Origin of the sequence: Paenibacillus kribbensis (assembly GCF_001705305.1) — a bacterium.
GTDB classification, from domain to species: Bacteria; Bacillota; Bacilli; order Paenibacillales; family Paenibacillaceae; genus Paenibacillus; species Paenibacillus kribbensis_B.
Window position 1 is genome coordinate 124,498 of record NZ_MCBP01000013.1, and the last position, 15,842, is coordinate 140,339.

9 protein-coding genes are annotated in these 15,842 nt (G+C 49.2%); all 9 read right to left on the reverse strand.

The window, feature by feature from the left end; genetic code table 11:
• Nucleotides 1-27 precede the first annotated feature (27 nt).
• Entirely contained in the window at nt 28-1,014 is a 987-nt protein-coding gene (locus BAZ21_RS21055; protein ID WP_068504853.1) for a S66 family peptidase, read from the reverse strand.
• 173 nt (nt 1,015-1,187) lie between these two features.
• Entirely contained in the window at nt 1,188-4,067 is a 2,880-nt protein-coding gene (locus BAZ21_RS21060) for a glycoside hydrolase family 9 protein (protein ID WP_068504855.1), read from the reverse strand.
• Between the two features lie 510 nt (nt 4,068-4,577).
• Nucleotides 4,578-5,219 (reverse strand): 50S ribosomal protein L25, encoded by a 642-nt coding sequence (locus BAZ21_RS21065; protein WP_068504857.1) that lies wholly within the window; start codon nt 5,217-5,219, stop codon nt 4,578-4,580.
• Nucleotides 5,220-5,418: 199 nt separating this feature from the next.
• Nucleotides 5,419-7,851, reverse strand: coding sequence for a type I pullulanase (gene pulA / locus BAZ21_RS21070; protein WP_068504859.1), 2,433 nt, complete (start codon nt 7,849-7,851; stop codon nt 5,419-5,421).
• A gap of 264 nt (nt 7,852-8,115) precedes the next feature.
• Complete coding sequence (locus BAZ21_RS21075) at nt 8,116-9,771, reverse strand: amino acid ABC transporter ATP-binding/permease protein (RefSeq protein ID WP_068504862.1); 1,656 nt, start codon at nt 9,769-9,771, stop codon at nt 8,116-8,118.
• The gene (locus BAZ21_RS21080) at nt 9,764-11,917 is read right to left on the reverse strand and encodes a DUF454 family protein (protein ID WP_084011802.1); all 2,154 of its coding nucleotides are present in this window, start codon (nt 11,915-11,917) and stop codon (nt 9,764-9,766) included. Before BAZ21_RS21080 ends, BAZ21_RS21075 begins: the two co-directional genes overlap by 8 nt.
• A gap of 216 nt (nt 11,918-12,133) precedes the next feature.
• On the reverse strand, nt 12,134-13,279 hold the full coding sequence (locus tag BAZ21_RS21085; RefSeq protein WP_068504863.1) for a mannitol-1-phosphate 5-dehydrogenase: 1,146 nt from the start codon (nt 13,277-13,279) through the stop codon (nt 12,134-12,136).
• Nucleotides 13,276-13,710 (reverse strand): PTS sugar transporter subunit IIA, encoded by a 435-nt coding sequence (locus BAZ21_RS21090; protein ID WP_068504866.1) that lies wholly within the window; start codon nt 13,708-13,710, stop codon nt 13,276-13,278. The genes BAZ21_RS21085 and BAZ21_RS21090 overlap by 4 nt, the downstream gene beginning before the upstream one ends.
• Nucleotides 13,707-15,785 (reverse strand): BglG family transcription antiterminator, encoded by a 2,079-nt coding sequence (locus BAZ21_RS21095; RefSeq protein WP_068504867.1) that lies wholly within the window; start codon nt 15,783-15,785, stop codon nt 13,707-13,709. The genes BAZ21_RS21090 and BAZ21_RS21095 overlap by 4 nt, the downstream gene beginning before the upstream one ends.
• Between the last annotated feature and the right edge of the window lie 57 nt (nt 15,786-15,842).

Below are 15,842 nucleotides of genomic sequence, written 5' to 3' on the forward strand. Positions count from 1 at the left end.
TGCGTTCCTCCTCAATCATTAAACCCACTACTCACTTATTTCAATATTCACTATGCCATTCCTGGCACAGATACTTGCCTTCCCACCAATCGGATATGTAAATTGCGGTGTGGTGTGTCCAAAATCGGCATCTGCAATCACCGGAATAGAGGCCAGTTCCTTTTTTGAGCTAATGATTTGCCGCAGCAATTCTTTTGTCATGTGCGACGCCTGCTGAAAACGTCCAATAATAATCCCCCTGACCTGATCAAATTCAGGCTGATGCAGCAACGATTGCAAATCCCGATCAAATGTAGCAGGGGAGCTTTCGTAATCATCTTCAACAAACAGAATGCTTCCCTCAAGACTCGGCATATATGGAGTTCCCTGCAGCAAATTCAGTGTGCACAAATTTCCGCCTACAATTGTACCCTGTGCTTCTCCTTCATAAATCGCATACGGGCCCGCATTGCGGTGAAAGATTCTTTTATCCTGATCCAGATACCAGGTATCGTCACTCCACTCGGGCGAAGATTGGATTTGAATGCTGCCCTCTTCCAGCATTAGCCTTTGAAAATACGCCGTCGTATATTCATTTCCTTGCAACATGGCAAACGTCAAAAAAAGCGGACCCGCATATGTGATAAGGCCGGTTTTCGCGTAAATAGCATGGCTTAACGCTGTGATATCCGAATAACCACATAATCGTTTGGGATGAGCGCCAATCAGTTCATAATCAAGGTGGGCAAGCAGTTGATTGGCATTATAGCCCCCAATCGAGGTCAGGATGCCCTTTACATTCGGATCGGCAAAAGCTTCGTGCAAATCTGCTACTCTGGATGCTATCGAAGAAGATGTAAAATCATCGTTTTCCAGTACATGTTGTGAAAAGCTCACCGTAAAACCAAGCTGCTCCAGCCTTTGCCGGGCAATCAGACGATTTTTCTCGGAAACGAGCGACAAGCTTGTGGACGGTGAAAGAATGCGTATCTCATCCCCGGCTTTTAGTTTAGGTGCTTGTTTTCTTAAGTTCATAATTCGCCCCCCTATCCAACATTTAAACTGCCACAAATTATACCATCAGCCTCCAAGTAAATATAGCAAAACCGGGGAATACCGCTTGATCACGATACTCCCCGGCTTATTTAGCCCTAAGATTCTGTTGTTAGGTTGAATTGCACAATCAGCGTCTCCAACCCAGTCTTACGTTACGGTTCAACACCCCAAACGAGCGTACCGTTCTGATACAAGGTTACGTGATCCCAGTTCGTAAACGAGGTCTTCGTCGGATCGAACGAATAGTCGTCCGCTTCGTTGTAGTTCGTCCAGTCGTTCTTGTTGATCCGCGCCTGGATTTCGCCACTGCTGCCGCCTGCCACGAGGCTGCCCGCACCCGGGCCGAACGTTATTTCCAGATAAGCGTCCGCGCCCTCTTTCGCCGTCGGCATCTTCACCAGCTTACCGCTCACGCTGCTGCAGCCAACCTGCGCCCAGTCGCAGTTAAACGTCTGCGGCTTGTCCCCGTCGATCGTGTACCAGTAGCGGATCGTCAGGTCTGACAAAGATACTGCGCTTGGGCCGTTGTTGACGATATTGAATTGCGGCTTGAATTGGTTGTCGCCTGCATTCGTATCCCCGGCTCTGTACTGCAGCGCGAGCGCTCCCGGTTTGCCGTCTTCCGAAGCCTGCGGCGTCACGCTTGCCTGATCTGAATCCTCACTCTCGCCAGCACTGTTCGCCGCGCTTACTACGTAATAATACGTGTTATCGTTCGTCAGCCCCGTGTCGATGTAGGTTGCCGAGGTGACGGTGGCTATCGTCGTATACGGGCCGCCGCTGGTCGTCGCGCGTTTCACACTATAGCTTGTCGCCCAGCTCGACGTGTTCCAGCTTACCGTCGCCTGCGCGTTCCCCGCCGTTGCCTTCAAATCCTTCGGCACCGTAGGCACGATCGGAGAGCTGCTTCCACTGTCCGGTTCATTCCCGTATACTTTTACTCCGTTCAAGTAGACCGGAACATAAGGAGAGATCGCGGCTGTTTTCGTAATACCCGTATGGCTCCAGTCATTCGTCGGATCCCAGTGACTCTTGTAGTTGTGATCCTGCTTGGCGATCAAGCCAAATTGAAGATCACGGTCCCCATATATTTGGGAGTCAGCCCAATCGAATTGGTAATAATAAGCGCCTGTAGCCGCATCGACTGCAAAAGGACCGGTCACCTTAACGGGAACACCGCTGATCGTCTTTTGCTCATCGTAATAGATTTCGAGGGATACGTCGTTAATGCTTTGTCCGGCAGCCAGCAATTCGCTGATCGAGAAGTAATATCTCGCGGCCATCCCTGTTTCGAAGTGTGGGGGATGAACAGATTCATTATGAACGGTGAGTGTAACTTGCGACCGTTCGGTATTTTCCTGCTCCAGCTTGGCTTCCGCATAATATTCGTCCGTTTGCTCCTCTTTCGGCGGAAAGTCCGCCAACGGCTGCTGTCCCTGACCATAATGCTGATAAAGCCCGGCCAGCGCTCCGACAAGGCCTGCGTTATAATCAATCGCCACCTCGTTGTAAACATAGTCGGTCGTCACATCATTATGGAAATCGTCCGGATCCGGACCGCCGACGAGAGCGCCCCAGAGAACGTGCCGATGCTCTGTCGGAGTGAGCATGTTGTTCGTTTTGGAGCCATGGGCCGCACGATGATGCGGATGTTTGGCCGATTGCTGCGGAGTTGGAAATCCAACGATATAGGAATACCCCATCGGGTTGTCTCCCATGATATAGTCCATTTGGCTTTTCGCCCATTCCGCAAAGTCGGTCCGACCCGTATATTTGCTGTACACGAGCGCGCAAAGCTGGGCAGCCGAATTATATCGGGCGGACCCCCACGTGCTAATAACCCCGAATCCACCGGGACTCTGCTTCAAATAATTCTTGTCGTTCGGGTCCTTGTGCTGAATTTTTCCGCCAGACCAGTATTCCAGATTCCAACGGGCAAAATAATCAAAGTCCGGATTGTCTGGAAACAAGGTGGCCAATTTCATGAAAACGCCGCCCCATACGGTATCCCAACTGTGTACCCAGATGTTTTGCCAGCTGTCGGAAGTGCTTCTGATGATTTTTTTCATATATCCGGTGTACATGCCGTCCGGTCCCGTAGCGTTGATATCGTGGATATAGTTCATATCGCCCGTCGCAGCGTAAAGCCAGACCGCCGCCCAAGACAAATCGTCTTCGTCGAAGCTCGAATTGTAAAATCCGTCCGAGTTGCCAAGCCCCCTATAGGTTTGGGCAAAACGGTAAAGTGCCTTAGCGTTGTCCAGACACGTCGATGCATACTGGGCATCGTCGTTTTTCATATTTAACGACATGATTGCAAGCGCCGCCGCCGCGGCCGCAGCTTGATCGCTGGCCGGCGTTTCCGCTGTGGCAAAAGTAGCCGTACGGGGATACTTCGCCGAGTCTTGTAATTCCGGCGGCCCCCAGTACGTGTGATCCACCGTGCCGTTGCCCACCATGTAGTTAAACGCGATTACATTACCGCTGCTGTCGCGAAAAGTAGACTTTAACAAATAGTCCGAAAACCATTTCAACTCTTCCAGCATATGCTCTTCTTGCCCGCTCTGGCGAAACGCATCGCGAAACTCGTAAAATCCCCATCCCAAAGTCGACGCAGTATAGGATTGGGGCAATCCAAACTTGACATGGTCGCCGGCATCGTGAAAACCTCCGCTGACATCCACAGATCCATTGCCATCGGGGTCCAAAACTGCCTTATTACTGTTGATAAAATTGGCCGACATATTCGTCATGTTTGTGGTCATCCCGTTGATTCCCAGAGGAATATGCGAATCTGTAAGCTCGGAGTCTCCCCGCCACTCCAAATGTCCACCCGTTATACCCTGGCCGGACTTCTCCGCATCATAAAAATACAGTGATTTTTGCAGGGCCTCCGCATAGTTAAACTTGCCGGTATCTGCCGCTTTTGCAGGCACGGCCAAAAAAGACAGCGAACTTAATGTCATGGCCGTTGCAAGCACCGCGACTCCGCATGTCCGGAAAACGCCCAAGAAGCGTTTGCTGGTCTTCATTGTATCATCACTCCTTTGATCTAATTGTTTCGTTTCTGGTAACCTCCTTGGAAGAACATGCCGTTCCGGTACAAATTTCCGAGGCCCTTATATGTAGAACGACAGCTTCCGCGTGCATGTAACATTCACTTCACCGGTCCTCATTTCATCCATTATATGGATTATCAACCGCAGCAGGCACCCCCTGCTCCCGAACCAAGGACTAGTACAATCTCCCCCCTTATGCACGAAAATTGTTTCTCTTCCCCTTCTCCCAAGATAATTAATTTTAAATAAAATTTCCCAAAAAATTCATCTTGCTTGTCCATTATAACTAAAACAATTTGAAAATGATGTAAGATTTTGTCGAATAAAAGGTGTGATTTTTTAAGTTATTTATGCAAAAAGGTCGAAAACCGCTATTGTGGCATATGCGAGGGAAGAGGACAAAAAAAAGAAACCCCCGAAGGAGCTTCTTTATTATTTAAAAATAGGTAATACGATTATAGAAGTTTGCAACGAGCAATAAGACTAGGCTTCCTTGTTTTCGGAAGCCTTTCCGGCGCCTTCAGTTGCCGCCGCATCACCTTCCACAGCAGCATTTTCTACTTCAGCCGCACGCGAGACAATGATAGAAGCAAGCAGCTCTTCTCCAGGGACGTGGAGTGTTACTCCTTTTGGAAGCTTCAAATCGCTTGCGCTGACTTTGTCACCAACCTCCAATGCAGATACATCGACTTCAATGGTAGATGGCAAATCGGCGGGAAGCCCCTCGACTTCGACTTCCGTTTCCTGAACTTGCAAAATCCCACCCTTTTTTGTACCTGCAGGGGTTCCTTGATAATCAATAGAAACACGCACGCGAAGCGGCTTGTTTTTGGATATTTTCAAAAAATCGGCATGCAGCCAATGATTGTCACGCTGTTGATAATCTTTAATGATAACTGGTATCGTCTCTTCACCCTCTATTGTGAGGTTAAATACTTCTGAACGTCCAGTCTTGACTACTTTATTAAATTCCTTGGCATCGACATGTACAGGGGTTCCTTCAAGCTCAGAGCCGTAAACCACAGCTGGAATCCGTCCTTTTAACCTCAAGCCACGAATGGCCGAACCTTTCTTCTCTGTTCTCGGCTGGGCGGTTAGTTGAATACTTCCTCCATTAGAACTCATGATATACAACCTCCTTCAGGTTATCTTACCCATGATTTTCTCCAAGAATCTTGCCTGCTAAACAAGTCCATAATTCTATTTTACCCCTTTTTTCTGAAACTGACACACGTTTGCAAAAATATAGCATTTCTCGAAATCATCGAAAAATGCTATTTAAAAACGCTATTTTAGGATATCCGAGGCAACCAGCCATAAAAATCTAGCCCGCCCGGTTATCGTTTACCAGCAGCAAATATTCTTCTCGGCCACTATGAATCAATACCTGCATCACAGACCGGGTCGGGTCTACTTCAATATATCGATCTGCCTCAATATCCTTGGCATCCCATTGATTGAGCCGAACAATGTAGCCGATTCGCTGTACATCAAGGGCCACCTGAATACGCGCTACCGCACGACCATCCTCCAGATCGCGTAATTCCACATGTCCGTCCCGGTATCCAGTTCCCCATACCCATACATTCCAGCCGGAATACTGCCGATCTGCACGCTCATAGATCAATTCAACCGTGCGAAAAGAAGCAGATTCGCCTGTTGCGATTTCCTGATCCTGTTCAGCCAATAAGGAGACTTGAGATGGTTCCTCCTGATCGTACAACACCATCATCGACCAGCGCGAAACAGTCACACGATGACCTGCTACCTCGTATCGTATCTCGATTCCAGCTCCGTGTGCATCCACAACAACATGCCAGCGATCCGATTCTGCAGGTAGTAATACCGTTTGCTCCGTATCCGAACCGTTATAAATGACCACAATATGATTCCATATGTCGCCGTTAGCGTGATGCCTCAGCGCAAAAGCCACCACATTTCCGCTGCTTTGCAGCACCTCCATATGCTGCTCTACCAGCTCACGATGATCCATGCGGAACGCCGGGTGACTGCGTCGCAAAGCGATTAACCCCTGATAGTAGTCAAACACCGGGCGAAATCTCGCTTTATTAGCCCAACGTATGGCATTCACTGCATCCACGCTGTGATAGCTGTTATGATCCCCATATTTGGAGCGCAGGAATTCATCACCTGCATGGAAAAAAGGAACGCCCTGCGAGGTCAGGACCATGCCGTTTGCCAGTAAGGATTTTCGTACGGTTTCATCCTCCAGCAAAGCTTTTTCATCCAGCTCCCGATATGGATCTGCTTCAGCCACAGCTTGTTCAGCTGTTCTCCCATCCTGTGGCTTCCCCTGCTCCCAATGCGGAAAACCACAGTACTCACGCAAACCTCTTACCGTTACAATTTTATCCCACAGATTGAGATTATCATGCGCTGTTACATAATTGATGGCCTCCGAAGGCTGGGCTGTAAAATCATGAATAGCGCCAAAGACGCCTTTAAGCACCTGCTCCTCCTGATTCCATGCCCCCGTAGTAAAGCCGCTCCCGGTACCGTCACTGTCACCCTTGATAGCAGAGCGGTAGTTGTCGTTAAAAACAGCAAAGCCCTTGTCTCGCTGCGTTCCTTTTAACGTCAGCAAAGGCTGCGGGGACTCTCCCCCCGTCCAAGGCTCACCATAGATCAGTAGATCGGGACGCACCTCAGTCCGCAACTCTTGTGTAAGCTGCTCCACGGTCGGTGTATCAATCAATCCCATCAAATCAAACCGGAAGCCGTCTATATGATATTCCTTAGCCCAATAGCGCAGTGAATCCTTGATATACTTGCGCACCATCGGGCGTTCGGTTGCCACCTCATTGCCTACCCCCGATCCGTTGGTAAGCTGTCCCTGCTCATCCGTCCGGTAATAATAACCGGGTACGACAGGTTCAAACGGTCCCTTTTCCACCGAATACGTATGGTTGTACACGACGTCCAGAATGATACCGATGCCAGCAGTGTGCAAAGACTGCACCAGTTGCTTCAGCTCTCGTACACGTGCCTCCGGGTCGGCCGGGTTCGAGGAATACGATCCCTCCGGTACATTATAGTGCTGCGGGTCATAGCCCCAGTTATATTCAGTTTTGAATTCCGTCAAATCATTCACCGTATGGAAATCAGCCACTGGGAGCAAATGAACATGTGTAATGCCCAGTTCCAGCAAATGGTCCAGCCCGATGGTGTTACCCGCCGTATCCTTTAAACCCGAGTACGTAAAGGCCGCAAACTTCCCCTGTACGGCAGACATGTCTTTTTCACCCGTATTAAAATGTGCATCCATTGAAAAATCGCGCACATGAAGCTCATAGATAACGGCATCCGTCGCCCGCTCCAATGTAGGACCCGTGTCCTCTTCCCATCCGTCCGGGTTGGTTGGCGCCAAATCAAGGATCGCCGTACGCTGACCGTTGGCTGACACCGCTGTCGCATAAGGATCGACGGCATAATGAACGGTGCTATCCGCCCACTCCAGCCTGTACATGTAATAATATCTATTCCAGTCGCCTTCCAGTGCTACGGACCATACACCTCGATCATCACGGCTCATCGGAAATTCCTGGCCGCCGCCATGCTCCTGAACGTTCCCTTCCTGATCGTACATCCCCGCGTCGTCATACAGCGCTACATGAACCTGCTGCGCAGTTGGTGCCCATACTTTAAACAGGCTGCCCGCAGATGTATAAGTCAGACCCAAATCATAGCCTTCATATGTTGGATATGTTGTGTGCTCAAGCTGTTTGAAATCAGACATTCCTGTTCACCACCCATTTCTGTACATCGGCTTCCAGCCTCTGTTCATCCATCATTTATGATGTTTATGACTCGTCAATATACCTCAGGCTTTAGCAAAATTTTCACCTAATAGGCTATCAAAATATGACAAGCTTGAAAAGTCGGATGATTTTCAATACGGATGCTGCTTCCATTTCACACGCACACTCCATTTTATGACAAAACCATGAACAGGCTACAGCATCAGCCCTCAAGGCATGACAATCATTCACTTGATCTCATCTCAGGACAATCTGCGATGATCCATTTGGAAAATATCATCGGCAATCCGCATGGTGGAGCTTCGGTGCGAAACAAGAACAATGGTTTTGTCCTGCTGCTGTTCCTTTAACGATTTCAAAATAATGGCTTCGTTCAGGCTGTCCAAATTACTGGTAGGCTCGTCCAGCAGTAGGAGAGGCGCATCATGGACAAAGGCTCTGGCCAGCCCCAACCGCTGACGCTCGCCACCGGACAGCCTGTCCCCCAATTCTCCGACGCGGCTGTCATACCCTTGTGGCAAGGTCATGATAAAATCATGCACCGACGCCTTGCGAGCTGCTTGCACAACCTGCTCGTGCGTCGCATCAGGCTTTCCGATTTTGATATTGGCTGCAATCGTGTCATCAAACAGGAACGTATCCTGATCGACATAGCTTTGCAACCCTCTCAAATGCCGGGTCCCGATTTCCTTTAAATCATGTCCTGACAGCAAAATTTTGCCCTGCTGCGGGTCCCTGAATCGCATCAGCAGCTTAAGCAGCGTTGACTTGCCAGAGCCGCTTTTCCCCTGAATGCCTGTAATCCGCTTATGCGGTATCGTGAGACTTACATCATTCAGCACGGTTTCACCACCGTATGCAAAAGTAACCTTGTCTACCTCTGCCCCAGTAAAAGCAACGCTCATTCCGTGAACATTTTCCTCTACCTCCGGGGTTTCCTCCAGCAGACTCAGCACTCGTTCCCCGCTCGCCAGCGTTTGAAGCAAATTGTTGGACAAATTGCTGAGCGCGACCACCGGACCAAATGAACTGAACAAAGCAATGACAGAAACCAACATTCCTGTAAAGCTAACCTGACCTTTGGACATACCGTATAATCCCGCCAGCAGCATCAGAAAGGAAAATCCCACTACAGCCGCATCTGTCACCGCTCTTGTGACGCCTTCATGCTGCTTCAAGCCCTTCTGCTTGGCATCCAATTGATCTGTACGACGGTTAATCTCCGCCAGCCGTTGTTCCCCGCGCCCGAATTGTACGATTTCCTTCATACCACGTAAGCTGTCCAGAAAATAACTGCTAAGCTTGCCGAAGCTGCTCCGATATTCCATCCCCTGACGTCTACCCATACGCGACGTTAACAGTGGAATAAACAGCCCCACCGTTATGTAAGCAAGCGCAGCCAGCCAACCTAATCCAGGTTCATAGGAACCAATAAAAAATACCATGAGCAGCGAAGTGATGATGCCGATCATAATCGGCGCTATCGTATGCGCATAAAATACTTCCAGCAGTTCAATGTCACTTGTAATCAGCGAGATCAGATTTCCCTTGTCCTTGCCTTCCAGCTTGGCAGGAGCCAGTCTTCGCAAAACTTGAAGCACCTTGTCACGCAGCACAGCCAGCAGCTTGAATGCCAGATAATGACCACTCATTTGCTCGCCATAACGAAATGCGCCGCGCAATACGGCACAAACAACGATAGCTGTCAGCAAAAACGTCATGCTGTAGCCTGTGGTGATGCCCGTTGCTGTCAGCAGAGCAAGAGCTCCGTAGACAATAATGCCGATAGCACAAACAAAACCAAGCACCCCGGTAATGATCGTTATGAGCAGCACAGGTAAAAGGGGCCCGGCCAATATCAACAATTGGGCCATGATCCGTAATCCGTGTCTACGCATAGACAGCACCCCCTTTTACAAATTGTTCTACCCGGTGTTGACTGAGGTACATCTCCGCATAATGTCCCTGCTGATTCAAAAGCTCCTGATGTGTGCCGGATTCTGCCAAAAGACCGTTTTGCAGCACATAGATGCGGTCAGATTGGACAACGTTTTCCAGTCTGTGCGAGATAAGAATGACTGTTTTTTGGCCTGCTAGCGCATGGATAACCTCCATAATACCTTCCTCACTCTCACTGTCGATGTTAGAGGTAGCCTCGTCAAAAATGTACACATGGCTATCATGCAGCAGCGCTCTGGCCAGCGCCAGCCGTTGTCGTTGTCCACCTGACAGATTCGCTCCCTGTTCCTCCAACTCCAGTTCCAGCCCTCCTTGTGAGAGAATGAAGTCATACAGCTTCACCTCCCGCAAGACTGCCAGCATTTGTTCCTCGTCTGCGTGCTCATTTCCCATTCTTAAATTAGCTTCAACCGTACCTTTGAAAATATAGCTGTTGAAGCCGATCCAGGTCATATGGTGCATGCGGCTTTCTTCCGAAATGTCGGTAAGCTCGGTTCCTCCCACGGTCAGGCTTCCTCGATAGCCCTCATGATGACCAACGATCAATCCGGCTACCGTACTTTTACCAGAGCCCGATTCTCCAACAATCGAAACGAAGCTGCCCTGAGGAATATCCATAGATATATTTCGCAAAGTATCTCTTTCGTCGTAGGCAAAACTCACTTGCTCCAGTCGAATATCCGTATTTTCTATGCTTTCTTTTCCTTGGACAAGGTCTTCCGTGCTCAGCATTTGAAATATTTTGTCACTTGCTGCCATTCCGTTCATAGCGATGTGAAAGTAAGAACCCAGCAAACGCAGCGGAATGAAAAACTCTGCTGACAGTAACACAATGATCAGCGCTCCCGCCAAGCCAATATGGCCCGAACCATATTCGCTCACTGCAACCAGCACGCCCGCAGCGGCACCGCCGTATGCGATAAGATCCATGACGGCTACGGAATTTAGCTGCATGGTCAGCACTTTCATCGTCATTTTGCGAAAATCCTCAGCCGCTGTATTCATTTCCTGATGTTTCTCCTGGTCTGTACCGTACATTTTGAGCGTCGTCAGACCCTGTACATTTTCCAAAAAGCTGTGACCCAAATTGACATAGCTGCCCCAGTATTTTCGAAACAGTTTTTTAGCCATCCGCATAATGACAATGATCGATACGGGAATCAGGGGTACGCAGATCAACAGAATAATAGCTGCCTTGAAACTGACAAAAGATAGGGTGATAAACAATGTGACGGGGGCAAGCAGACTGTAAAACAACTGAGGCATGTATCTGCCGAAATAAGTCTCAAGCTGCTCTACTCCTTCTACAGCAACCTGAATAACCCCCGAGGTGGATGTATGATCCGTATACGAGGGTCCCAGCTTTAGCAACTTGCCATAAATCTGTGAGCGCAGCGTTTTTTTTGCATTCACCGAAGCCCGATAAGACAACATGCTTGCTGCATAATTACTGAGGCATCGAACTGCAATCGCAGCAAAAACAATAACCGTCGCCGATAAAATCAGCTGACGAGTCACTTGTCCGGCCCATGCCTGCTGCAAAAGAAAGGACATGGACAACACAGCGGCTATACTGCCTAAAAGACCGATCCACTGCACCAGCACACCCAATACGATATATTTTCGAGAATGTTCTACCAGACCGAGCAGACGGCTGTCGACCATCTTGGACCTTTTTTTCGTCGTAGGGACAGCTTCAGATGGAGAGAGAGTTTCTACCGCAGCTCCCTTCACGGTCCCGATTCGGAATATAAAGAAATAATATTTAAACAGAATAACCATAACGATCAGCGTTTTGGCCCACACGGTGGGGGTGAAAATAAAGCCCGTAATCAGCATGGCTGACGCTAAGCCCAATGATATGATTTTCGTAGACAACTTCAATGATCTTGTTTGGACAAAGCTCTCCAGATGCTTATGGTATAAAGAGGTGTTCGAAAACCATTGGTGAAGCCTTTCAGACCCCCGCATAAAGAAAAAAGCCGCCAGCAGCAAAAACGGCGTAGTAGGCAGCAACGGCACCACCACACCAATAACTCCAAGCGCCAAAAAAAGAAACCCTAAGGTTATATATATCGGTTTCACTGTAATCCTCCCTAATAAAATAAGATCATAAATATCATTTTATAGATAATGATAATCATTATCAATATAAAATAATTCGGGCAGATTGTTATGTGATGTTTATCACGAATAATAAAAAATCCCCTTGAAGCACATCCCAGCAGAACACTTTAGTGTTGATGCAGAATGTTTGTCTTCAAGAGGATTATCGAAAATATCATGCGTTAATTCGTTGTTTTATGAATTTATAATATCATATTGCTCCAGAACCTGCCGATGTAGCGGGTGATCGGCAGGTATGGATGTATAACGTGTCAGCGCCACACCCAGTCCTTCGCTGCGGATTATCTGCTGAAGCTCGACTGCCTCGGGATCTTCCGCAATATCAAATTTACAGGCAGCAGCCATTCCTAACGCCAGATGATCCGTCAGGATGCCATACTCCTGTGCTTGCAGCGCGGGACGTACAAGACGGTCATTGGGAGACAGCTTGCGCAATGGTGAACGTCCGACCCGAGTAACCTCGTCTGTCAGATTAGGATTGCGGAAGCGATCCAAAATTTTGGAAATGTACTTTTTATGCTCCCCTTGATCCAAACCGAAGCGCTTTACAAGCACCGCCCCTGTTTCCTCCAATGCTCCTTGTATCGAATCCACCACCTTGCTGTCCTTCATGGCCTCCTGAATCGTAGCATAACCTGCCATATAACCAAGATAGGCCGCCACGCAATGCCCTGTATTTACCGTGAACAGCTTGCGTTCAATGTAGGGCTCCAAATCCTGCACGTAAAGGATTCCTTCGATCTCTTTATGGTCAGGAGCCATTTGCGAACGATCCACAACCCACTCGTAAAAAGGCTCTACCTGCACATGCAACGGGTCCTCATGATGCTGGATCGGTACAATCCGGTCTACAGCAGCATTGGGAAAATACACTGAAACCTCTGCCTTGGCACGGGTCGCCTCATCCAGTAGTGCAAAAACATGCTCTTTCAGTTGGGCGCTACCCCCGATTGCATTTTCACAGGCGATCACATGTAACGGCCCTGCCCCTCGCTCTACCCGCCGCTTGATTCCCTCCGCGATGCCTGCTGCAATATGCTTGAGGATGCTGACGCCCACTGCGGTCGTTACCAGATCAGCGTGATCTACCGCATCCGCTACAGCCACTACATCTTTGCCGTCAATCGCCGTTACATTCGTGACCGTCTCCGTGTCCTTGGTATCATTCGCCAACTCTACAGTGTATTGCTTGCGACGGCGTAACTCGGATATAAGCGCGTCGTTAACATCCGAAAAGACAACCTCATAGCCTGCACGCGACAGAATTAATCCGATAAAGCCGCGACCGATATTTCCTGCTCCAAAGTGGACGGCTCTCATAGCTCCATCTCACTTTCAAACAGATCAATAATTTCCTGAGGGGTCACCGCGTTACGAAGTTTGTCCATGTTTTCTTCCTCCGCACACACCATAGCGATACCCGTCAGAATCTCCATATGATCGCCGCCTTGTGCTGCGATGCCGATCACCATATATGCTTTTTCTTCCCCAAAATCTACACCTTGCGGGAACTGAATGATCGAGATTCCTGTCGATTGAATTAACATTTTGGATTCCTTCGTGCCATGTGGAATAGCCAACCCATTCCCGATATAAGTGGACACGATCTCCTCGCGTTCAAGCATCTTGTCAATGTACTCACTTGTAATATGTCCCGCATCCAGCAGGATCTGTCCAGCCATGCGTATCGCCTCATATTTGTCTTTGGCGGTTGCGTTCATTTTTACTTTATCTATCGTCATTATGCTCACGGTAGGTTCCTCCCTGTTCCTAATTTACTGTGAAAAAATTCAGCCAGTTCACTCGATATATAATTGGCAATATGCTCCCGACTACCGCGCTCCAGTAGCATAACCATCTCTTCCTGCAAAAGTAATGCACTAATCTCGCTCAATACCTCCAGGCTTTCTCTCGGCAACTCACGAGGTCCCAACATCAGCAGCACGCATTCTACCTGTTCGCCTGCATCCGTCAGCAGCGGCTCTGCCAGCTTATACAAGGTAAGCGAAGGCTCGCGAATATAGTGGCTGCGCGTATGAACTAGAGCAATCGAGGTATCAGGGATAACCTGACTACCTTGGCGCTCTCTTTCCATAAGTTGTGCGGCAACGGCAGAAGGCTCTGTGACATTTCCCCGCCCCGCCTCCAGCATGCATATGGCCTGTACGGTAGCCTGCATATCCATCCCCTGATTTTCAAGCGGATATACTTGAAATTGCTGTACAATGTGTACAATTTCCTCGAGACTTTTCCGCAGCCCGGTAAGCCACTCCATGCCCTGACCGGGCTGAATAGCCTGTTCCTGCTGATGATCATTGGGATGCTTGAGTGTAATATGCTGGATAAAGTTACGCAGGCGATCACTCTCCTCCTGCGTCAGCAGCGGGCTGATCTTGAGATATCGATCCGGTTCAAGCGGCAGTTCCACTGTCGAAATGATCAGATCATAATCCTCCTTCGGAATTCGCGCTGCCTCGAACCATGACGCCCTATCTACAATTTTGATCTGTGGCAGCTCCTTGGCGAGCCTTGTTGCCAGAAGTCTGGATGATCCAATGCCGCTCGTGCAGACAACGATGGCCCGTACCTCTCGCCGGAATTGTCGCAGCCGTTCCAGCGAAGCGCCGAAATGCATGACGAGAAATCCGATCTCTTCATCCGGTACTTCCATGTCTGTCATGTCCGCGGCAGCCTTTTTCACCGAGTCGAACAAGCTGCCGTAATCCTTGCGGATTTGCTGAAGGAGGGGGTTGCGGATCGACCTGCCTTCCTTCAAACGTTTGAGTACCGGAGCCATATGGGCAATCAGCCCTTCACGCAGAACGCGATCCTCTGCCAATGGCGTGCCTGTCTCTTCCTCCACACGGCAAATCAACTCATGAACGGTCTCCAGCAGTACGAGATCATCCAGCGGCAGCAGCCGGGTGGAATGATCCTCGGCATCACGAAACAACAGCCTGAAATAAGATCGTTCCGGCTCTGGAAAGTCCATATCCAGCGCCTCTGACAATTCCGTGCATATGCGTTCCACCATAGCCGCGCGCAGCATGATATTCTCATCCGAATCTGTTTTCGAATACGAGAGACGATGATCCACAACATACCCGAGTCGCAGACGTGCTAGCGAAACACAAATTTGAATCAGCAGCTCCATATATTTGCTTTCCACCATGTTTTCCAGCCATTTATCATGGGGCTGCCAGAGAGTATTTTCCACGGTCAGCAGGTTCTCTCTGCCAATCATCTCCAACAATTTGTCGGCGACACGTGTCACAGGACGAAGTTCCTCCCGACTGGAAAACAAATCAGATTCATCCAAATATTCGAGAGCCAGCTCGGAAATCGCCCGTCTTTTGTCCATCTCCCGGCCTGTAATCTCGACACCGTATCCCCGTCTGCGCACAAGCACGAGTCCCCGTTCCCCGATCCAGCCTTGCAATTCGTCCAGATCATGGCTGACAGTAGTGATCGTGACCTTCAAATCAGAAGCCAGCGCCAGCAGCTTGATCGGCTCCTGTGTATCCAGAAGCATACAAAGAACCACGATCTTTCTTTCCTCAGCCGAATAGTCGTCCGACTTCGTATGCATCAATTGCTCCCGCAGGCTTGCAAGCTGAGCCGGGTCGGCATCCACATAGATACCGATCCCTGATTTTTTCTCCAGCTTTACCTCATGAGCCGCCAGCCAATGCTCGACTGCACCGAGTTCCCGGTGAACTGTCCTTGTGCTGACATTGATCTTCTCGGCAATTTCCCCAGCCGTAACCTCTTGGGGTTGCTCCAAAAGATATTCCACGATGTCAGATTGCCGTTTCGTAATATTCATAAGCGCATACCGTTCCTTCCCAAGCTCTCATCCCTTCAGCAGGAAATACAAACTGTA

Coding starts and splice junctions, on each gene's coding strand:
- pulA (WP_068504859.1), bottom strand. CDS start 7,851: ATGTCTGATTTCAAACAGCTTGAGCACACAACATATCCAACATATGAA.
- BAZ21_RS21060 (WP_068504855.1), bottom strand. CDS start 4,067: ATGAAGACCAGCAAACGCTTCTTGGGCGTTTTCCGGACATGCGGAGTC.
- BAZ21_RS21095 (WP_068504867.1), bottom strand. CDS start 15,785: ATGAATATTACGAAACGGCAATCTGACATCGTGGAATATCTTTTGGAG.
- BAZ21_RS21055 (WP_068504853.1), bottom strand. CDS start 1,014: ATGAACTTAAGAAAACAAGCACCTAAACTAAAAGCCGGGGATGAGATA.
- BAZ21_RS21065 (WP_068504857.1), bottom strand. CDS start 5,219: ATGAGTTCTAATGGAGGAAGTATTCAACTAACCGCCCAGCCGAGAACA.
- BAZ21_RS21075 (WP_068504862.1), bottom strand. CDS start 9,771: ATGCGTAGACACGGATTACGGATCATGGCCCAATTGTTGATATTGGCC.
- BAZ21_RS21085 (WP_068504863.1), bottom strand. CDS start 13,279: ATGAGAGCCGTCCACTTTGGAGCAGGAAATATCGGTCGCGGCTTTATC.